The organism is Serratia sp. X3, from assembly GCF_014982455.1.
Taxonomy (GTDB): domain Bacteria; phylum Pseudomonadota; class Gammaproteobacteria; order Enterobacterales; family Enterobacteriaceae; genus Serratia; species Serratia ureilytica.
This window is the reverse complement of record NZ_JADCNB010000009.1, coordinates 17111-38305: the sequence shown is the minus strand read 5'-3', so window position 1 is coordinate 38305 and position 21195 is coordinate 17111. Positions and strand designations below refer to the sequence as shown.

The 21195-nt window shown below is 60.7% G+C and carries 17 protein-coding genes; 5 read left to right on the top strand and 12 right to left on the bottom strand.

Going from position 1 to position 21195, the window contains the following annotated elements; genetic code table 11:
- Positions 1-47: 47 nt before the first annotated feature.
- From glpX to IMX17_RS22755, 3 genes are all read right to left on the bottom strand, one after another.
- Positions 48-1058, bottom strand: a complete 1011-nt coding sequence (gene glpX / locus IMX17_RS22765) for a class II fructose-bisphosphatase (RefSeq protein ID WP_033631326.1) — start codon at positions 1056-1058, stop codon at positions 48-50.
- A gap of 128 nt (positions 1059-1186) precedes the next feature.
- Positions 1187-2695, bottom strand: coding sequence for a glycerol kinase GlpK (gene glpK, locus IMX17_RS22760; RefSeq protein ID WP_046897392.1), 1509 nt, complete (start codon positions 2693-2695; stop codon positions 1187-1189).
- Positions 2696-2737: 42 nt separating this feature from the next.
- Positions 2738-3583, bottom strand: coding sequence for an MIP/aquaporin family protein (locus tag IMX17_RS22755; RefSeq protein ID WP_004931095.1), 846 nt, complete (start codon positions 3581-3583; stop codon positions 2738-2740).
- A 524-nt stretch (positions 3584-4107) separates the two neighbouring features.
- Here IMX17_RS22755 and zapB point away from each other — a divergent pair.
- Positions 4108-4347: a septal ring assembly protein ZapB gene (zapB, locus tag IMX17_RS22750; RefSeq protein WP_004931092.1), complete on the top strand. Its 240-nt coding sequence runs from the start codon at positions 4108-4110 to the stop codon at positions 4345-4347.
- Positions 4348-4407: 60 nt separating this feature from the next.
- On the opposite strand, the gene rraA is transcribed toward zapB, so the two are convergent.
- From rraA to priA, 7 genes are all read right to left on the bottom strand, one after another.
- Positions 4408-4893, bottom strand: a complete 486-nt coding sequence (rraA, locus tag IMX17_RS22745) for a ribonuclease E activity regulator RraA (protein ID WP_004931090.1) — start codon at positions 4891-4893, stop codon at positions 4408-4410.
- 75 nt (positions 4894-4968) lie between these two features.
- A complete protein-coding gene (locus IMX17_RS22740) occupies positions 4969-5886 on the bottom strand; it encodes a 1,4-dihydroxy-2-naphthoate polyprenyltransferase (protein ID WP_193550250.1) in 918 nt (305 codons plus the stop codon).
- Positions 5887-5982: 96 nt separating this feature from the next.
- Positions 5983-7317, bottom strand: coding sequence for an HslU--HslV peptidase ATPase subunit (gene hslU, locus IMX17_RS22735; RefSeq protein WP_046897394.1), 1335 nt, complete (start codon positions 7315-7317; stop codon positions 5983-5985).
- Between the two features lie 12 nt (positions 7318-7329).
- Positions 7330-7860, bottom strand: coding sequence for an ATP-dependent protease subunit HslV (gene hslV / locus IMX17_RS22730; RefSeq protein ID WP_004931085.1), 531 nt, complete (start codon positions 7858-7860; stop codon positions 7330-7332).
- 102 nt (positions 7861-7962) lie between these two features.
- Complete coding sequence (ftsN, locus tag IMX17_RS22725; protein ID WP_193550249.1) at positions 7963-8901, bottom strand: cell division protein FtsN; 939 nt, start codon at positions 8899-8901, stop codon at positions 7963-7965.
- Positions 8902-8966: 65 nt separating this feature from the next.
- A complete protein-coding gene (gene cytR / locus IMX17_RS22720; protein WP_025304661.1) occupies positions 8967-9995 on the bottom strand; it encodes a DNA-binding transcriptional regulator CytR in 1029 nt (342 codons plus the stop codon).
- 290 nt (positions 9996-10285) lie between these two features.
- Positions 10286-12481 carry a primosomal protein N' gene (gene priA / locus IMX17_RS22715; protein ID WP_193550248.1) on the bottom strand — a complete coding sequence of 732 codons (2196 nt, stop codon included), beginning with the start codon at positions 12479-12481 and terminating at the stop codon, positions 10286-10288.
- A 200-nt stretch (positions 12482-12681) separates the two neighbouring features.
- Between priA and rpmE the strand changes: the two genes are divergently transcribed.
- The gene (gene rpmE, locus IMX17_RS22710; protein ID WP_004931078.1) at positions 12682-12897 is read left to right on the top strand and encodes a 50S ribosomal protein L31; all 216 of its coding nucleotides are present in this window, start codon (positions 12682-12684) and stop codon (positions 12895-12897) included.
- A gap of 77 nt (positions 12898-12974) precedes the next feature.
- Here the strand turns inward: rpmE and metJ are convergent, their stop codons facing one another.
- Complete coding sequence (gene metJ, locus IMX17_RS22705) at positions 12975-13292, bottom strand: met regulon transcriptional regulator MetJ (protein ID WP_004931076.1); 318 nt, start codon at positions 13290-13292, stop codon at positions 12975-12977.
- Between the two features lie 304 nt (positions 13293-13596).
- Between metJ and metB the strand changes: the two genes are divergently transcribed.
- The 3 genes from metB (at position 13597) to metF (ending at position 18320) form a co-directional block, all read left to right on the top strand.
- The gene (metB, locus tag IMX17_RS22700; RefSeq protein ID WP_033645215.1) at positions 13597-14757 is read left to right on the top strand and encodes a cystathionine gamma-synthase; all 1161 of its coding nucleotides are present in this window, start codon (positions 13597-13599) and stop codon (positions 14755-14757) included.
- Between the two features lie 2 nt (positions 14758-14759).
- Entirely contained in the window at positions 14760-17195 is a 2436-nt protein-coding gene (locus IMX17_RS22695) for a bifunctional aspartate kinase/homoserine dehydrogenase II (protein ID WP_033652207.1), read from the top strand.
- A gap of 228 nt (positions 17196-17423) precedes the next feature.
- On the top strand, positions 17424-18320 hold the full coding sequence (gene metF, locus IMX17_RS22690; protein WP_033645217.1) for a methylenetetrahydrofolate reductase: 897 nt from the start codon (positions 17424-17426) through the stop codon (positions 18318-18320).
- A gap of 101 nt (positions 18321-18421) precedes the next feature.
- On the opposite strand, the gene ppc is transcribed toward metF, so the two are convergent.
- Complete coding sequence (ppc, locus tag IMX17_RS22685; RefSeq protein WP_094142281.1) at positions 18422-21058, bottom strand: phosphoenolpyruvate carboxylase; 2637 nt, start codon at positions 21056-21058, stop codon at positions 18422-18424.
- Positions 21059-21195: the final 137 nt, after the last annotated feature.

Here is a 21195-nt window from a genome sequence, read left to right as displayed (position 1 = left end):
TGAGGTTTGTCATCAATCATCAGGGCGCCCTTCGGCGCCCTGTTTCGTTACAGCAGAAATTCGTGCAGCGTCGGGTCTTTGCGATCCAGATAGTGGGTCGAACGAATACGGCGGATGGTGCGCGATTTACCACGGATCAACAGAGTTTCGGTGGTGGCCATGTTGCCCTGGCGGCTGATGCCTTCCAGCAAATCGCCCTTAGTGATGCCGGTGGCGGAGAAGATCACGTTGTCGTTGCGCGCCATCTGATCCAGACGCAGCGCCTGGCCGGCTTCGATACCCATCTCCCGGCAGCGGACCAACTCCTGTTCGCCGATGCGGCGGTTTTCGGCGCTGTCGCCTTTCACCTCATGACGCGGCAGCAAACGCGCCTGCATGTCACCGTCCAGCGCGCGGATCACCGCGGCTGAGATCACCCCTTCCGGCGCGCCGCCGATGCCGTACATCACATCGACCTCGCTTTCCGGCATGCAGGTGAGAATGGAGGCCGCTACGTCGCCGTCAGGAATGGCGAATACTCGCACGCCCAACTGCTGCATCTGCGCGATGACGCCGTCGTGGCGCGGTTTGGCCAATACGATCACCGTCAGCTGCGACAGCGGTTTGCCCAGTCGTTCGGCGACGTTCTGCAGGTTCTCTGCCAATGGCCGGTTGAGATCGATGGCGCCGCGCGCCGCCGGGCCGACTACCAGCTTCTCCATGTACATGTCCGGCGCGTGCAGGAAGGTGCCGCGATCGCCCACCGCCAAGACCGCCAGCGCGTTGGACTGGCCCATGGCGGTCATGCGGGTGCCTTCGATCGGATCGACCGCGATGTCCACCGCGTCGCCCTGACCGGTACCGACCTGCTCGCCGATATACAGCATCGGCGCTTCGTCGATCTCGCCTTCGCCGATCACGATGCGCCCATCGATATCCACTTTGTTGAGCATGATGCGCATGGCGTGGACCGCCGCGCCGTCGGCGGCGTTCTTGTCGCCGCGTCCCAGCCATTTGTAGCCCGCCAGCGCGGCGGCTTCGGTAACGCGGGAGAATTCGATGGCTAATTCACGTTTCATGGCAAACCTGTCTGTGAGAAAGGGAAGAAAATATCGACAAAGTCTATCACAGCGCGATGGCGGCAGGGCGGGGCAAAAAAAAGCGCCGCCCGCAGGCAGCGCTTGTTGGCGAAACGGCAGCTTCGGGATTACTCGTGATCTTCCCATGCCTGAGCGCGAGCTACCGCTTTTTTCCAGCCGCTGTAACGGTAGTTGCGTTCGGTGGTTTCGATGCTTGGGCGGAATTCACGCTCAATCACCGCTTTGCTCTTCACTTCATCCAGATCGTTCCAGTAGCCGATGGCCAGGCCCGCCAGGAACGCGGCGCCCAGCGCCGTCGATTCACGCACTTCAGGGCGTTCTACACGGGTGCCGAGAATATCGGACTGGAACTGCATCAGGAAGTTGTTGGCGACCGCGCCGCCGTCCACGCGCAGCGATTGCAGGCGGGTGTTGGCGTCGGCCTGCATGGCGTCCAGCACGTCGCGCGTCTGGAAGGCGATGGATTCCAGCGTGGCGCGGATGATGTGGTTGCTGTTGGCGCCGCGGGTCAGGCCGAAGATGGCGCCGCGGGCATACGGATCCCAGTAGGGCGCGCCCAGGCCGGTGAAGGCCGGCACCACATAGACGCCGTTGCTGTCTTTCACCTTGGTGGCGAAATATTCGGAGTCGGCGGCGTCGCTGATCAGTTTCAGCTCGTCGCGCAGCCACTGGATAGACGCACCGCCGATGAACACCGCGCCTTCCAGCGCATAGTTCACTTCGCCGCGCGGGCCGCAGGCGATGGTGGTCAGCAAACCGTTTTTCGAGCGCACCGCTTCTTTGCCGGTGTTCATCAGCAGGAAGCAGCCGGTGCCGTAGGTGTTCTTCGCCATGCCCGGTTGAACGCACAGCTGGCCGTAAAGTGCCGCCTGCTGGTCACCGGCGATACCGGCGATAGGAATACGCGTGCCGCCCTTACCGCCGATGTTGGTCTGGCCGTACACTTCGGAGGACGGGCGGACTTTCGGCAGCATGGCGCGCGGGATATCCAGCACTTCCAGCATGCGCTCGTCCCAGTCCAGCTCGTGGATGTTGAACATCATGGTGCGTGAGGCGTTGGTGTAATCGGTGACGTGTACGCGCCCCTGGGTCATTTTCCACACCAGCCAGGTATCCACGGTGCCGAACAGCAGTTCGCCGCGCTTGGCGCGCTCGCGGGCGCCTTCGACGTTGTCCAGGATCCACTTCACCTTGGTGCCGGAGAAGTAGGGGTCAACCACCAGGCCGGTGTTGTGACGGATGTACTCTTCCAGGCCGTCGCGCTTGAGCTTCTCGCAGATGTCGGCGGTGCGGCGGCACTGCCAGACGATGGCGTTGTAGACAGGCTTGCCGGTCTCTTTTTCCCAGACGATGGTGGTTTCGCGCTGGTTGGTGATGCCGATGCCGGCGATCTGATCGGAATTGATGTCGGCCTTCGCCAGCACTTCTACCAGCGTCGAGCTTTGCGACGCCCAGATCTCCATCGGGTCGTGCTCAACCCAGCCGGCCTTTGGATAGATCTGCGGGAATTCGCGCTGCGATACCGCAACGATGTTGGCGTCGTGATCGAGCACGACGGCGCGTGAGCTGGTAGTCCCTTGGTCGAGTGCGACAATGTATTTTTTTTCTACAGTCATGGTAATTATCCTGCTGTTGTTAACCGTGTAAAACTGCACCCATCACGCTTTACGCTGCTGGGTCTTGGCATCGGGCTCTTCTTCCGTCACGCAGACGTCGCACGGCAGGTGGCGGCCAATCAGCGCGCGGTAACCGAAAGCGCCCAGGCCACAGCCGACGATAGGGGCGAAGATCGGCACCAGGAAGTACGGGATGTCGCGCGCGCCGGTGAAGGCGACTTTGCCCCAGCCGGCCAGGTAGGCGAACAGTTTCGGCCCGAAGTCACGCGCCGGGTTCAACGCAAAGCCGGTCAATGGTCCCATGGAGGCGCCGATCACGGCAATCAGAATACCGATCAGCAGCGGCGCCAGCGGGCCGCGCGGAATGCCGTTGCCGTCGTCGGTCAGCGCCAGGATCAGGCACATCAGGATCGCAGCGATCACCATTTCCACCAGGAAGGCCTGGCCGACGGAGATGTGCGCGTTAGGGTAAGTCGAGAAGATGCCGGCCAGTTCAAGGCTTTCGTTGCTGCCGCGCACCATATGGTGAGCCGCTTCGAAGTCGAAGAACAGGTTATAGTACAGCCCGTAGACCAGGGCGGCGGCGCAGAAGGCGCCGGCGATCTGCGCAATGATGTAAGGCACCACTTTGCGCCCGTCGAAGCAGGCGAACAGCCACAGGGCGAGGGTGACCGCTGGGTTGAGATGCGCACCGGAAATGGCGGCGGTCAGATAGATGGCCATGGCGACGCCGAGGCCCCAAATGATGCTGATTTCCCACTGGCCGAAGCTGGCGCCCGCCAGTTTCAGTGCGGCAACGCAGCCTACGCCAAAGAAGATCAGCAGCGCCGTGCCGAGGAACTCGGCGATGCACTGGCCTTTTAATGTCGGACTGGTGGTTTGGCTCATAATGTTGGTGTCCTGCAAAACGGCGGTTGTTGGTTTATAGGCTCAGCCAGGTATACATCTGACCTATGGGCACAGTTTTTTTCATCTCGTCCAATTATTGAATGAGGACGTGATGTAAATTTATCGTTAACGAACATAAACGAGAAATAGCGAAATCAAAATGTGTGTGGCGCGTCATAAAATTGAGCGATTTCGCGTCGTTCAGTGTTCTTTCTGAGCCATAAAAGTGTGATCTGACCAGTGGTTTGGCGAGGGGCGTTAACAACTCGCGGCGGCGGCGGCGGGGATTTTCAGTTTTTACTGATGGCGAGGGCAGGAAAATTGCAACAGACTGCGCGATGATCCGGTATGTTGCTAGACAGGCGGAGACTGGCTACTTACAATCGTTTTTAACGAATCGAGACTGGCGCGCCTTCCGTAACGGCGCGCGTCACTGAGCGCGATGCAATATTCGCAGTCGCTGCAGCCGACGTTGCGGCCGCTACTTATAGATGTACGCCTTGCTATCATGAGGGGACTGAAGCATGTCATTTGAAGTATTTGAGAAACTGGAAGCAAAAGTACAGCAGGCGATTGATACCATCACCTTGTTGCAGATGGAAATTGAAGAGCTGAAAGACAAAAACAACTCTCTGTCGCAGGAAGTTCAGGCTGCCTCCGGCAACCACGAAGCGCTGGTGCGCGAAAACCAACAGCTGAAAGAAGAACAGCACGTATGGCAAGATCGCCTGCGCGCGCTGCTGGGCAAAATGGAAGAGGTTTGATTCCTTACGCCATGCAGCAACGAAAAGGGCGCCTGAGGCGCCCTTTTTCATGTCCGAAAATCACTCGATGTCGAGCGGGTCTTCGGAGAGGATGATGCCGGTGTTGTCGGCATACAGGTGGTCGCCGGAGAAGAAGGTGACGCCACCGAAGTTGACGCGGATATCGCTTTCGCCCACGCCTTCGCTTACGGCACCCGCCGGGATCGCCGCCATCGCCTGAATGCCGATGTCGAGCTCTTCCAGATCGTCCACCTGGCGCACCGCGCCGTATACCACGATGCCTTCCCATTCATTCTGGGCGGCCAGGCGCGCCAGTTCGGCGTTGATCAGCGCCCGGCGTACCGAACCGCCGCCGTCGACCAACAGCACGCGGCCGCGACCGTTTTCTTCAAGCAGATCGAATAACAGGCCGTTATCCTCAAAGCATTTCACCGTGGTGATCTGCCCGCCAAATGAAGTACGCCCGCCAAAATTGGAGAACAGAGGTTCAACAACGTTCACCTCTTCATGATAGATGTCGCAAAGTTCGGAAGTATCGTATTTCATAGGATTTTACGTCTGTTTGCCGCAGGAATGTTCAGTATATCCCTTTATTCGCCCTGTTGGCAAAATCATCAGTTTTTAACTGAGCGCCACGCCGATGGCGAACAGCAGGTTGGCCAGCAACGCCGCCTTGACCATATGCTCCAGCATCGGCCGCATGCCGACCGGCGTCGGATCGCGCAGCACGCGCAGGCCGTGGCGCACCAGCAGCGGGATCGCCAGCACGAACAGCCAACCCCACGGGCTGTGGAGGTTGAACAGCGTGAACAGCGCGAAACACAGCACCGCGCCGCCGAGCAGCAGGGCGTGGTAAATGCGCGCCTTGTGCGGGCCGAGACGCACCGCCAGCGTATTCTTGCCGTTTTCGCGATCGCTTTCGATATCGCGCAGATTGTTGATGTTGAGCACCGCCGTCGCCAGCAGGCCGCAGGCGGTGGCCGGCAGCATCACGACGCTGTCGAAGGTGTGCGTCTGCAAATAGTAGGTGCCGGCCACGCTCAGCCAGCCGAAGAACACCAGCACCGAGATGTCGCCCAGCCCCAAATACCCGTAGGGTTTGTTGCCGACGGTGTAGGTGATGGCCGCCACGATAGACAGCCCGCCCAGCACCAGGAAGCCCAGCACGTCGCTGGGTTGCTCGCAGGCGACGGCGATCAGCGAACAGCCGGCGATGGCGATCAGCACCACCGTCACCACCAGCGCCCGTTTCATCTGCGCCTGGGTGATCATGCCCTTTTGCATGCCGCGCAACGGCCCGATGCGATCTTCTTTGTCGCTGCCTTTGACCGCATCGCCGTAGTCATTCGCCAGGTTGGAGAGGATCTGCAGCAGACCGGCGGTCACCAGCGCCAGCAGCGCCACTTCAGGTTTCAGGCTGCCGTGCCAGGCGGCGATCGCCGAGCCGACCACGATGGAGGCAAAGGCCAACGGCAGGGTGCGGGGGCGTAGACTTTCGAGCCAGGCGGAAATCGGGGTGGTGGGGGTTGATGAGCTCATGTTTCGCTTCTGTCAGTAAGTTGCGGTGTCCGTTAGAAATAATTGTGGGAGGCAATGCCTCCCACACAGATGACTGACAAGACAATGATTGAGCGATTATAGGATAAAACGACTCAAATCTTCATCCGCCACCAGTTCATCCAGATGACTGCGCACGTAATCCGCATCAATTGTAATGGATTGGCCATTAATTTCACTCGCATCGTAGGAAATATCTTCCATCAGACGCTCCAGCACGGTGTGCAGACGACGCGCGCCGATGTTCTCGGTGCTTTCGTTGACCTGCCACGCGGCTTCGGCGATGCGGCGGATGCCGTCGGCGGTGAACTCGATATTGACGCCTTCGGTGCCCATCAGCGCTTTGTACTGTTCGGTCAGCGACGCGCTCGGCTCGGTCAGGATGCGCTCGAAGTCTTCGGTGGTCAGCGCCTGCAGCTCAACGCGGATCGGCAGGCGGCCCTGCAGTTCCGGGATCAGATCCGACGGATTGGCGGTCTGGAACGCGCCGGAAGCGATGAACAGAATGTGGTCGGTCTTCACCATGCCGTGCTTGGTGGACACGGTGCAGCCTTCCACCAGTGGCAGCAGATCGCGCTGCACGCCTTCGCGGGAAACGTCCGGGCCGGAGCTTTGGCCGCCGCGCTTACAGATTTTGTCGATCTCATCGATAAACACGATGCCGTGCTGCTCAACCGCTTCGATCGCCTGCTCTTTCAGCTCTTCCGGGTTCACCAGCTTGGCGGCTTCTTCTTCCACCAGCAGCTTGAAGGCTTCTTTGATCTTCAGCTTGCGCGGTTTTTGTTTTTGGCCGCCGAGGTTCTGGAACATCGACTGCAGCTGGTTGGTCATCTCCTCCATGCCCGGAGGCGCCATGATTTCCACGCCCATCGGCACGGCGGCCAGATCGATTTCGATCTCTTTGTCATCCAGCTGGCCTTCGCGCAGTTTCTTGCGGAATGCCTGGCGGGCGGCGGACGGCTCCTGGCCTTCTTCCGGCTGGCCCCAGTTGTTTTTGGCCGGCGGGATCAGCACGTCGAGAATGCGCTCTTCGGCCAACTCTTCGGCACGGGTGCGGTTTTTCTCGATCGACTGCATGCGCACCATTTTGATGGCGGCATCGGTCAGATCGCGAATGATGGAGTCCACTTCTTTGCCCACATAGCCCACTTCGGTGAACTTGGTGGCTTCAACCTTGATGAACGGCGCGTTGGCCAGCTTCGCCAGACGGCGGGCGATTTCGGTTTTACCGACGCCGGTCGGGCCGATCATCAGAATGTTTTTCGGGGTCACTTCGTGACGCAGCATCTCGTTGAGCTGCATCCGGCGCCAGCGGTTGCGCAGGGCAATGGCGACAGCGCGTTTGGCCTTGTTTTGGCCAATGATATAGCTGTCCAGTTCGCTGACGATCTCGCGCGGGGTCATTTCAGACATGGTATTCGATCCTTACGCTTTGGAAGGCAATTCTTCAATGGTGTGGAAATGGTTGGTGTAAATACAGATGTCGCCGGCGATGTTGAGGGATTTCTCAACGATGTCGCGGGCGCTCAGCTCGGTATTTTCCAACATGGCGCGGGCGGCGGCCTGGGCGTACGGGCCGCCGGAGCCGATGGCGATCAGATCGTTTTCCGGCTGCACCACATCGCCGTTGCCGGTGATGATCAGCGAGGCGGTTTCATCGGCGACCGCCAGCAGCGCTTCGAGCTTGCGCAGCATGCGGTCGGTGCGCCAGTCTTTCGCCAGCTCGACGGCGGCTTTCACCAGGTGGCCCTGATGCATTTCCAGTTTGCGTTCAAACAGTTCAAACAGCGTGAAGGCGTCAGCGGTGCCACCGGCGAAACCGGCGATCACTTTGTCGTTATACAGGCGACGCACTTTCTTGACGTTACCCTTCATCACCGTATTACCCAGGGTTGCCTGGCCATCACCACCGATGACGACCTGGCCGTTGCGGCGTACGCTTACAATTGTTGTCACGAGCAGACCCTCGTTAAAGACGGAAAGAAGTCCCCGCAGCACCTGCTTTCGCAGACGCTGCGGGGCATATTGAGAGTATAGATGGGGGGGGATTGACGCTTTTCAACCCCCAACGGAGAGGGGAATGCAACTCGACATGCCGACGCCCTTCAGGCGCGAAAGGGTTTTGTCCGCTGCGGCGCGGCTGCTGTAGGGGCCGAGCACCACGCGATTCCAACCGCCACCGGCGGTGATGCGGCTCTCGATGCCCTCGAACGCCAGGCGCGCACGCACGGATTCAGCCTGATCGGTGGCGCGGAACGAACCGCATTGCACCATCCACTTCTGTTTCGATTCCGGTTTGGTGTCCTGCTTGGCCGTTTCCTGTTTCACTTCCGGTTTAGGCTCCGGCTTCGGTTGCGGCTTCGGCTCAGGCTGTTTCACCTGCGCCGGCGGCGGGGTGACTTGCTTCGGCTGCTGGTGCTGCAGCACCGGCGCGGTGGTGGCCCCGTTGTTGAACGGGTTGCGCGGCGCCTGAGTGACCTGCTGCGGTTGCTGTACCGGCCGCTGCTGCACTTGCTGCTGTTGCATCTGTTGCTGCTGCTGGCGGTTGCTCCGTGCGTTGGCCTGGCCCGGATCGTTATACGGCACTTCATTCAACTGCGTCGGGCGCTGTTGCATGTCGGCCTGCATCTGCTCCAGCAGTTGCCGTTGTTCGGCGGTCAGCTGAGTTTTGGAATTGAGCTCGCCGCCGGCCGTCGGTTCGGTCGGGGTTTGTACGCCGATCTGGCGGTTTTCCAGCTCTTTGATATAGCGCCAGCGCTCTTCGGGCTTCGGCGGCAGGCCGTTGCCTGGGCGAGTGGTGTGCGCAGGCAACAACGGCGCGTCTTCCGGCTTGTTGTGCGTAATGAAATAGAGGCCACCGACAAAGACAACCAGCAACGCGACGGCTAACGCCAGCACGGTTTTGGAAACCTTCGGAGAACTGCGTTTTTTACGGCTGGGGGTTTTGCGCTTAGCTCCTGCTGCGCGCCCACGGCTTACATAGTCTTTTTGTGCCACTATTATTCCGCTGTGTCCTGATGAGAGGATAAGTCCGTCATGTTACTGAACCCTAAAATATTTGACTAGCGTTTCGGAGCAGCGGTGCTGCCTCTGATAATCAATTCACTGTCCAAGAGTCGGGAGCCGCTGGCCACCGTCTGGCCGTTCAACTGTTCCAACAGCAACAACATCGCCTGCTGGCCGATCTGGAAGCGCGGCTGCGCCACCGTGGTCAGCGGCGGATCGCAATACTGCGCCAGCTTGAGGTCGTCAAAGCCGACGATCGACAGATCCTGCGGTACCCGCAGCCCCATTTTCTTCGCCTGGGACAGCACGCCGATCGCCATGACGTCGCTGTGGCAGAACACCGCCGTCGGCGGTTTCGGCTGAGCCATCAACTGGGTCAGCGCTTGCGCGCCGGCTTCGTAGGTAAAATCACCCCGGGTAATATAGCTGCTTTCGACGGTAATGCCATTACGGCGTAGCGCTTGAACATAACCCTGCAGCCGATAATGGCTCAGCGGCATCTGTTCTGGTCCGGCGACGCAGGCGATCTGCCGGTGGCCCAATTGATGCAAATAATGCACGGCTTCAAAGGCGGCGGTCAGGTTGTCGATATGCACCGTCGGCAGTTCCAACTCGGGCGCGAACTCATTGGCCATCACCATCGGCGGTAGGTTGCGCTGCTCTTCCTTGCTGGCGTCGAACGGTAGATTAGAGCCCAGCAGCAGCATGCCGTCGATCTGTTTGGTGATGATCAGATTGACGAAGGTGCGTTCTTGCTGGTTCTGCTGCGCGCAGTCGCCGATCAGCACCAGATAACCTTGTTGGGCGGCGGTCTGTTCGATCCCCTGGATCACATCCGCGAAAAACGGATCGCAGATGTCGGGCACGATCACCAGGATGGTGCGAGATTCGTTGCGTTTGATATTGCGTGACAGAGCATGAGGAGAATAACCCACGGCCAGCACGGCCTGTTCCACTTTCTGACGCGTTGGCGTTGACACCTTTTCCGGATTCATCAGCGCACGCGATACGGTAGCCGTTGAAACGCCCGCCATTTCGGCGACGTCTTTCATGGTCGCCATGGATAACTCTTTCTTGTGTTCCAACGCCTTTCTCCTTGCGTCAGCCCCATGCCGACGCCACTACTGCTGTTTGCTCACAATGTCCGGCATGCGGTGGCGGGATTGTTGTCATTGGCGCCACTCGCGTTCGAGCACTCCGTCGCGCTGCGATGTGGCGACAAAATTTGCCCTCGCAGACATTCTAAACAGAATACGCCCCGCCTTTGTTACCTAATTTGCATAAAAAATGTGACCTGAGAAGGTTTTTTAGCGTTCGCTCGCAATTTAAAGGGTAAACGTTTGCATGACGGCAGCTAAATCGGACTTTTCCGGGATCAGCTGTCGATCGGATCGACATCCAGCGTCCATTTCACCTTGCGCGTTTGCGGCAGGGTGCCGATCAGCGGCAGCGAGCTTTTCATCAGCTGTTGCAGGACGCGCCGTGTCGGATGCTGCAGCAGCAGCTGCCAGCGGAAACGGCCGCCGCGTTTGGACTGCAGCGCCGGCACCGGGCCCATCACCCACAGCGAATCGTCCCTAAGCGGACTGGCTTCCAACAGATTGCGCAGCTGCTGCAGGAACAGCGGGGCCTGTTGGTTATCGTGATCTTCGGCGCGCACGATGATGTGGCTGGTGTAGGGCGGCAGAAACACGCTGTTGCGCTCCGCCAGCGTCTGTTTGGCGAAGGCGTCGTAGCCTTGTTGCAGCAGCACTTGCAATAACGGGTGTTCCGGGTGGTGGGTTTGCAGCAGCACTTCACCCTGTTTGCCCGCTCGCCCCGCGCGCCCGGAGACCTGGGTATAGAGCTGAGCAAAACGCTCGGCGGAGCGGAAGTCGGCGGAGAACAGCGCGCCGTCCACGTCCAGCAACGCCACCAGCGTGACGTCGGGAAAATGGTGGCCCTTGGCCAGCATCTGCGTGCCGATCAGAATGCGCGCTTCACCGCGATGAATATCCGCCAGATGCTGCTCCAGCGCCCCTTTACGGCTGGTGGTGTCGCGATCGATGCGGGTGATCGGCGTGTCGGGGAACAGCGGCGCCAGCTCATGTTCCAGCTGCTCGGTGCCGACGCCGACCGATACCAGGTGGGTGGAGCCGCACTGCGGGCATTGGTGCGGCACCGGTCGCTGGCTGTCGCAGTGGTGACAGCGCAGCTGGCGCTGATGCTGGTGGAAGGTGTAATAGTGATCGCAGCGCTGGCACTCGGCGATCCAGCCGCACTCGTGGCACAGCAGCGCCGGGGCATAGCCGCGGCGGTTGAGGAACAGCATCACCTGATTGCCGGCTTTTAAATGGTGCTGCATGCTTTTCAACAGCGGCTGCGACAGGCCGACCTTCAGCGGCAACCCTTTCAGATCGATCAGATGCTGCGCCGCCGGTTTGGCGTTGCCCGCGCGCTGGGTGAGCTTTAACTGGCGATATTTGCCCAGCTGCACGTTGTGCAGCGTTTCCAGTGCCGGCGTGGCGGAGCCCATCACCATCGGAATATCTTCTTCCCGGGCGCGGAACACCGCCAGATCGCGGGCGTGGTAGCGCCAGCCTTCCTGCTGTTTATAAGAGCTGTCGTGCTCTTCGTCGATGATGATAACGCCCAGTTGCCGGAACGGCGTGAACAGCGCCGAGCGGGTGCCGATGACGATCGCGGCTTCGCCGCTGCGCGCGCGCAGCCAAACCGCCAGCCGTTCGCTGTCGTTCAGCCCGGAGTGCAGCACGTCCACCGGCGCGTTGAAGCGCTCGCGAAAGCGGGCGATGGTTTGCGGCGTCAGGCCGATTTCCGGCACCAGCACCAGCGCCTGCCGGCCTTTGGCCAACACGTTCTCCAGCACGCTGAGATACACCTCGGTCTTGCCGGAGCCGGTGACCCCGGCCAGCAGCCAGGCGGCAAACTGCTCATCTTCGCTTCGGATCGCCCCGACGGCGGTGGCCTGTTCGGTATTCAGCCGCAGCCGCTCGCCGAGCACCGCAAAGTTGGGGCGCCAGTCCTGCGTGGCCGCGACCTGAGCGCGCAGATCGATCAGCCCTTTGGCGCGCAGCGCCTGCAGGGCGCTTTCCGTCAGCTCAAGCTGGCTGACCTGATGGCGATAGACCGGGCGTTGCAACAGCGCCGCCAGCGCCTGCTGCTGTTTCGGCGCGCGTTTCAGGCTTTCGGGCGGCGTGGCGCGCCCCTCTTCGGTGGCGAACCACTGCCACAGCGGCGCGGCCTCGGCCGGTTTGCCTTGGCGCAGCAGGATCGGCAGCGCGTGGAACAGCACTTCGCCGATGGGATAGTGGTAGTAATCGCTGGCCCAGCGCAGGATGCGCCACAGGCTGGGGGAGAACAGCGATTCCGTGTCGATCACGCTGTCGATCGGTTTGAGCTTGTCCAACGGCAGTTCGCTGGTGTCGCTGCAGCCGGTGACGATGCCGATTGCATGCTGCCTGCCCCAGGGCACGCCCACGCGCGCGCCGGCCACCGGCTGCATGCCGGGCGGCAGCAGATAGTCGAAGGTGCGTGCGAGGGGGACCGGCAAAGCAACGTGTACGACGGGCATGATCTCATCCAAATTGAAAAAAAGTGGGCATCAGTTTACACGGCGCATCGGCAAATGTACGGTTCCGATTGCGCGCCCCGACTAATGCTGTATAATTTGCCGCCTTTGGTATAATTCGATACCAAAATTCTATTATCAACCACGTGTGGTGTCTGGCGAAACAGGGCTGGATAGCGACACGGCCTTAACTGAGGTTTCCCATGAAACAAGGTATCCACCCAAAATACGAAGAAGTTACTGCTAACTGCTCTTGCGGTAACGTGATGAAGATCCGCTCCACCGTGGGCCACGATCTGAACCTGGACGTTTGTGGCGCATGCCACCCGTTCTACACTGGCAAGCAGCGTGATGTTGCTACCGGTGGCCGCGTTGACCGCTTCAACAAGCGTTTCAGCGTACCAGGCGCTAAGAAATAAGATTTCTTATCGACCGATGAAAAAGGCGCCCTGGGCGCCTTTTTTCTTTTCTGCCGCCGGCGTTCGCCGGGCGGTTCTCAATATTCCCAGGTATCGGGATCGACACCCAGTTCGCGCATCAACGCTTTTGCGGCTTCCGGGATTTCATCGCTGCGCTCTTTACGCAGGTCTTCATCGTTCGGCAGCGGCTGGCCGGTAAAGGCATGCAGAAACGCTTCGCACAGAAGTTCGCTGTTGGTGGCGTGGCGCAGGTTGTTCACCTGGCGACGGGTCCGTTCGTCGGTGAGGATTTTCAGGACCTTCAGCGGAATGGATACCGTGATCTTTTTGACTTGCTCGCTTTTTTTACCGTGTTCAGCGTAAGGGCTGACATACTCGCCGTTCCACTCAGCCATGGGACACCTTAACTTTGTCAGAAAAATTACAAAATTCTAAAAACCGGCCAATTATGCCCGATCTTCACTGTTCTCACTAAATAAATGTCAATTTTACGCGACCAGGGTCACTGAATGCCCCGCGTCGGCCAGGCATTGCCGCTTAACATCTTATCGTCATGTCATATCGGCATAATTTTAGCGGGTATTGTGTCATTGCTCAATCTATACGCAAAGAAGTTTAGATGTCCAGATGTATTGACGTCTATCAATCCTGCGATTACTCTTTAGGCCTCATTCACCGAACCGAGAGCCGAGCGAGCCCATGACGCGTAAACCAGCCACGATTGCCGTACGCAGCGGCCTGAACGACGACGAACAGTACGGCTGCGTTGTCCCGCCGATTCATCTGTCCAGCACCTATAACTTTACCGACTTCAATCAACCCCGAGCTCATGACTACTCGCGCCGCGGCAACCCGACGCGCGACGTGGTGCAGCGCGCGTTGGCGGAGCTGGAAGGCGGCGCCGGCGCGGTGATGACCGGCAGCGGGATGTCGGCGATCCATCTGGTGACCACCGTACTGCTGAAGCCCGGCGATCTGTTGGTGGCGCCGCACGACTGTTACGGCGGCAGCTATCGGTTATTCGACAGCCTGAGCAAGCGCGGCGCTTATCGCGTGTTGTTCGTCGATCAAGGCAATGAGGCCGCCCTGCAACAGGCGCTGGCGCAAAAGCCGAAACTGGTGTTGATAGAAAGCCCCAGCAATCCGCTGCTGCGGGTGGTGGACATCGCGGCGATCTGCGCTGCCGCGCACGCGGCGGGCGCGTTGACGGTGGTGGACAACACGTTCCTCAGCCCGGCCCTGCAACAGCCGATCGAACTCGGTGCCGATCTGGTGGTCCATTCTTGCACCAAATACCTGAACGGGCATTCGGACGTGGTGGCCGGCGCGGTGATCGCCAAAGATCCTGAGCTGGCGGTTGAGCTGGCCTGGTGGGCGAACAACATCGGCGTGACCGGTGGCGCGTTCGACAGCTATCTGTTGCTGCGCGGCATGCGCACGTTGTCGCCACGCATCAAGGCGGCGCAACAAAACGCTGAAGCGATTGTTGACTATTTACAGCAGCAACCGCTGGTGAAAAAGCTGTATCATCCCTCCCTGCCGGAGAATCCGGGGCATGAGATCGCCCGTCGTCAGCAGCGCGGTTTCGGCGCGATGCTGAGTTTTGAACTGGACGGCGATGAAGCGGTGCTGCGCCGTTTTCTCTCTGCCCTTGAGCTGTTTACTCTGGCAGAATCGTTGGGCGGCGTAGAAAGCCTGATCTCGCATGCGGCGACCATGACTCACGCCGGCATGGCGGCGGAGGCGCGGGCAGCGGCCGGCATCTCCGAGAGCCTGCTGCGCATTTCCGTGGGTATTGAAGACAGTGAAGATTTGATTGCCGATCTGGAACGCGCTTTCCAGGCGGCGGCAACGAGGTAAGCATGAATGCAATTGCTGTAGCAGGGCCGGTGAGCGGGCGTCAACTGCACAAGTTTGGCGGCAGCAGTCTGGCGGATGTGAAGTGTTATCTGCGTGTGGCCGGGATTATGGCGGAATACAGCCAGCCGGGCGACATGATGGTGGTATCGGCCGCCGGCAGTACCACCAACCAGCTGATCAACTGGCTGAAGCTCAGCCAGAGCGATCGCCTGTCTGCGCACCAGGTGCAGCAGACGTTGCGTCGTTATCACAGCGATCTTATCAGCGGCCTGTTGCCGCCGGAAAGCGCCGAGCCGCTGATCGCCGAGTTCATTCAGGATCTGGAACGCCTGGCGGCGCTGCTGGACGGCAATGTCGACGACGCGTGCTATGCCGAAGTGGTCGGGCACGGCGAGATTTGGTCGGCGCGCCTGATGGCGGCGGTGCTCAACCACCTGGACATGCAGGCGGCCTGGCTGGATGCGCGTGACTTCCTGCGCGCCGAGCGCGCCGCGCAGCCGCAGGTGGATGAAGGCCGTTCTTACCCGCTGTTGCAACAATTGATGGCCCAACACCCGGGTAAACGCCTGGTGGTGACCGGGTTCATTTCGCGCAACGACGCCGGGGAAACCGTGCTGTTGGGGCGTAACGGCAGCGACTACTCCGCCACTCAGGTCGGCGCGCTGGCCGGCGCTGCGCGCGTCACCATCTGGAGCGATGTGGCCGGGGTTTACAGCGCCGATCCGCGCAAGGTGAAAGACGCCTGCCTGCTGCCGCTGCTGCGTCTGGACGAAGCCAGCGAGCTGGCGCGTCTGGCTGCGCCGGTGTTGCACACCCGTACCCTGCAGCCGGTCTCCGGCAGCGATATCGATCTTCAGCTGCGTTGCAGCTATCAGCCGGAGCAGGGCTCGACGCGCATCGAGCGCGTATTGGCTTCCGGCACCGGCGCCAAGATTGTCACCAGCCACGATGATGTGTGCCTGATTGAACTGCACGTTGCCGCTCAGCATGACTTCAAACTGGCGCAGAAAGAGTTGGATCTGGTGCTCAAGCGCGCGCAGATCAAACCGCTGGCGGTGGGCATCCACCCTGACCGCAACCTGGTGCAGCTGTGCTACACCTCCGAGGTGGTCAACAGCGCGCTGGCGACGCTGCAGGCCGCGGTGCTGCCAGGCGAGCTGCGCCTGCGCGAAGGGTTGGCGCTGGTGGCGATGGTCGGCGCCGGGGTGTGCAAGAACCCGCTGCACAGCCACCGTTTCTATCAGCAGCTGAAAGATCAGCCGGTCGAGTTTATCTGGCAGGCGGAAGATGGCATCAGCCTGGTGGCGGTACTGCGCCAGGGGCCGACCGCGCTGCTGATCCAGGGGCTGCACCAAAGCCTGTTCCGCGCCGAGAAGCGCATCGGTCTGGTGCTGTTCGGCAAGGGCAATATCGGCTCGCGCTGGCTGGAGCTGTTCGCCCGCGAGCAGACCAATATTTCCGCGCGCAGCGGCTTCGAATTTATCCTGGCGGGGGTGGTGGACAGCCGCCGCAGCCTGCTGAATTACGACGGGCTGGACGCCAGCCGCGCGCTGGCGTTCTTTGAGGACGAAGCGCAGGAGCTGGATGAAGAGTCGCTGTTCCTGTGGATGCGCGCGCACCCGTTCGACGATCTGGTGGTGCTCGACGTGACCGCCAGCGAAGAGCTGGCCGGGCAGTATCTGGACTTCGCCAGCTACGGTTTCCACGTGATCAGCGCCAACAAGTTGGCGGGGGCCTCGTGCAGCGACAGCTATCGCCAAATTCGCGACGCCTTCGCCAAAACCGGCCGCCACTGGCTGTACAACGCCACCGTCGGCGCCGGCCTGCCGGTCAACCACACGGTGCGCGATCTGCGCGACAGCGGCGACAGCATTCTGGCGATCAGCGGCATCTTCTCCGGCACGCTCTCCTGGCTGTTCCTGCAGTATGACGGCACGGTGCCGTTTACCGAGCTGGTGGATCAGGCCTGGCAGCAGGGGCTGACCGAACCGGATCCGCGGGTCGATCTCTCCGGTCAGGACGTGATGCGCAAGCTGGTGATCCTGGCGCGCGAAGCGGGTTACGACATCGAGCCGAATCAGGTGCGGGTCGAGTCGCTGGTGCCGGCGGGCTGCGAGCTGGGCTCCGTCGATCAGTTCTTCGAGAACGGCGAGGCGCTGAATCAGCAGATGCAGCAGCGCTTTGAGGCCGCCAGTGAAATGGGCCTGGTGCTGCGCCACGTGGCGCGTTTCGACGCCAACGGCAAGGCGCGGGTCGGCGTGGAGGCGGTGCGCCCTGAGCATCCTCTGGCCTCGTTGCTGCCGTGCGACAACGTGTTTGCCATCGAAAGCCGCTGGTATCGCGATAATCCGCTGGTGATCCGCGGGCCGGGCGCCGGCCGCGATGTGACCGCCGGAGCGATCCAGTCAGACCTTAACCGATTGGCGCAGCTGCTTTAATTCTCTGCGGGCGCGGGCTCACCGCGCCCCTTAGCTTTTCCTGCCATACTTATCTTTGTCGCGATCATGAAATTCCCTCGTTGAGCGGGTGAGGATTAATCATCTTATTCCCCTCATTTTCCTGTTGACTCTTTAGCCAACATGCGGCATTTTCTATCTAGACGTCTAAACGTATAGACGCTCATCAAGATGAAATAAAAACAGTGATCGATAAGAGGTGAGCAGGGTATGAGTTTTTTCCACGCAAACCAGCGGGAAGCGCTGAATCAGAGTCTGGCGGAGTTGAACGGCCAGATTAACGTATCATTCGAGTTCTTCCCGCCACGCACCAGCGAGATGGAAGAGACCCTGTGGCAGTCGATCGATCGTCTGAGCATCCTCAAACCTAAATTCGTTTCCGTCACCTACGGCGCCAACTCCGGCGAGCGCGATCGCACCCACAGCATCATCAAAGGGATCAAGGAACGCACCGGCCTGGAGGCGGCGCCGCACCTGACCTGCATCGACGCCAGCCCGGCGCAGCTGCGCGACATCGCGACCGATTACTGGAACAGCGGCATCCGCCATATCGTGGCGCTGCGCGGCGATCTGCCGCCGGGCGGCGGCAAGCCGGAAATGTACGCGACCGATCTGGTGGCGCTGCTGAAAGACGTGGGTGACTTCGACATTTCCGTCGCCGCTTACCCGGAAGTGCACCCGGAGGCGAAGAGCGCCCAGGCCGATTTGATTAACCTGAAACGCAAGATCGATGCCGGCGCCAGTCGCGCGATTACCCAGTTCTTCTTCGACGTTGAGAGCTACCTGCGCTTTCGCGACCGCTGCGTCGCCGCCGGTATCGACGTGGAAATCGTGCCGGGCATTCTGCCGGTGTCCAACTTCAAGCAGCTGCAGCGCTTCGCCACCATGACCAACGTGCGGGTGCCAAGCTGGATGACCAGCATGTTCGAAGGGCTGGACGACGATGCGGAGACCCGCAAAATGGTCGGCGCCAACATCGCCATGGACATGGTGAAGATCCTGAGCCGCGAAGGGGTGAAAGATTTCCACTTCTATACCCTGAACCGCGCCGAGATGAGCTACGCCATCTGCCACACGCTGGGCGTGCGACCGGTGGCCGCCGCCTGACGGGCTTGCTCCATTGACAAGGGCGCCGCTTTACCGCGGCGCCCTTTTTTGTGGGGGGCATAAAAAAACGGCCCCGGTAAACGGGGCCGCGATGAGGCTCACTAGCCGGTGTTGCGCATCCCGGCGGCGACGCCGGCGATGGTAACCATCAGCGCCTGCTCCACGCGGGCGTCCGGCTGCTCTTGCTGGCGCGAACGGTGCAGCAATTCGGCCTGCAAGACGTTCAACGGGTCGGTATAGACGTTGCGCAGCGCGATGGATTCGGCGATCCACGGCAGGTCTTCCATCAGGTGCGCATCGTTGGCGATGGTCAACACCACCTTGATGTCGCTTTCCAGCTGATCGCGCAGCTGTTGGCCCAGCGGCCACAGCGATTTATCCACCAGGCGCTGATCGTAGTATTCCGCCAGCCACAGGTCGGCTTTGGCGAACACCATTTCCAGCATGGCGATGCGGGTGGAGAAGAACGGCCAGTCGCGACACATCGCCTCCAGCTCCGCCTGTTTGCCAGCTTTCACCGCTTCCTGCAATCCGGCGCCGGCGCCGAGCCAGGCCGGCAGCATCAGGCGGTTCTGCGTCCAGGCGAAGATCCACGGAATGGCGCGCAGGCTCTCGACGCCGCCGTTCGGCTTGCGCTTGGCCGGGCGTGAACCCAGCGGCAGTTTGCCCAGCTCCAGCTCCGGCGTGGCCGCGCGGAAGTAAGGCACGAAGTCCGGGTTTTCACGCACGTAGCCACGATACATTCGGCAGGAGGTCTCGGACAGGTCGTCCATCAGCGCTCGCCATTCTTTCTTCGGTTCCGGCGGCGGCAGCAGGTTGGCCTCGAGGATCGCGCCGGCATACAGCGCCAGGCTGCTGATGGTGACTTCCGGCAGGCCGAACTTGAAGCGGATCATCTCGCCCTGTTCGGTGACGCGCAGGCCGCCCTTCAGGCTGCCCGGCGGCTGCGACAGCAGCGCCGCATGCGCCGGAGCGCCGCCGCGGCCGATGGAGCCGCCGCGGCCGTGGAACAGCGTCAGCGCCACGCCGGCCTTTTCACAGGTTTTGATCAGCGCGTCCTGCGCGCGGTATTGCGCCCAGGAAGCGGCCATCACGCCGGCGTCTTTCGCCGAGTCGGAATAGCCGATCATCACCATCTGTTTGCCCTGGATGAAGCCGCGATACCAGTCGATGTTCAGCAACTGGGTCATTACGTCGTCGGCGTTATTCAGGTCGTCGAGGGTTTCGAACAGCGGGGCGACCGGCAGCGCGAACGGGCAGCCGGCCTCTTTCAGCAGCAGGTGCACCGCCAGCACGTCGGAAGGCGTGCGCGCCATCGAAATCACATAGGCGGCGATCGAGCCCTGCGGCGCTTCGGCGATCACCCGGCAGGTTTCCAGCACTTCCTGCGTGTCGGCGCTCGGCTCCCATTTCAGCGGCACCAGCGGGCGTTTGGAGTTCAGCTCGCGGATCAGGAACGCCTGTTTATCGGCTTCCGACCAGCTTTCGTAGTCGCCCAGCCCCAGATAGCGGGTCAGCTCGGCGATGGCTTCGGTATGGCGGGTGCTCTCCTGACGCACGTCGATGCGCACCAGCGGCACGCCGAAGCAGCGCACGCGGCGCAGGGTATCCAGCAGTTGACCATTGGCGATGATGCCCATGCCGCAGGCCTGCAGCGACTGGTAGCAGGCATACAGCGGCTCCCACAGCTGTTCGTTGTTCACCAGCAGATCGTGCGGTTTCAGCACGCGCTCGCCCTTCAGGCGACCTTCCAGATAAGCCTGGGAACTCATCAGCTGGCTGCGCAGCTGCTTCATGATTTCGCGGTAAGGCTCCTGCACCTCATCGCCGCCGGCGCGGGCGCGCAGCTCCGGGGTGCATTCGGTCATCGACAGCTCGGAGACCAGCACCTGGATGTCGCGGGTAAACAGGTCGCAGGCTTTCCAGCGGCTGAGCAGCAGCACATGGCGGGTAATTTCGGCGGTGACGTTCGGGTTGCCGTCGCGGTCGCCGCCCATCCAGGAGGTGAAGCGCACCGGCACCGCTTCCACCGGCAGGCTGTAATCGATGGAGTTTTCCAGCTGTTCGTTGAATTCGCGCAGGAACGCCGGCACGCCTTCCCACAGGCTGTTTTCCACGACGGCAAAACCCCATTTGGCTTCGTCGATCGGGGAAGGGCGGTGTTTGCGAATTTCATCGGTGTGCCACGACTGGGCTACCAGCTGACGCAGGCGGCGCATGATCTTGTTGCGCTCGTAGTCGGCCAGATCGTTGTGATCGAGCTGGCTGAGGCAGGTGTTGACCTCCACCAGCTTGTGGATCAGGGTGCGGCGGGTGATCTCCGTCGGGTGCGCCGTCAGCACCAGCTCGATGGAGAGTTGCGACACCGCGTGCTGCAGCTCTTTGTCGCTGAGCTTTTTGTCTTTGAGGCGGCTGAACAGTTGAGCCAGCGCTTCCGGATTGCTGGCGGCTTCGCCGTTGGGCGAAATGCTGTGGTACTGCTCGGCGACGTTGGTCAGGTTGAGGAACTGGCTGAAGGCACGCGCCACCGGCAGCAGCTCGTCGTTGGACAAGTTCTGCAGGGTGGAGAGCAGCTCCTGGCGATGCGCTTCGTTGCCGGCGCGTGAGGATTTGGAAAGCTTACGGATGGTCTCAACGCGATCGAGAATATGCTCGCCCAGCGCTTCTTTGATGGTATCGCCGAGCAATTTGCCGAGCATACTGACATTACTGCGCATTGCCGAATATTGTTCGTTCATATAACCCCTGACCCAGTTCTGTATGATTTTTATCTTGTAAATAAATTTCACGCGTCGGGCGCAGACCGCCTGCCTGATCCCATCGCGTTCCTGTCCAGTCGTCCAATTGACACTATTTTTAGCAAAAAAACATCAAA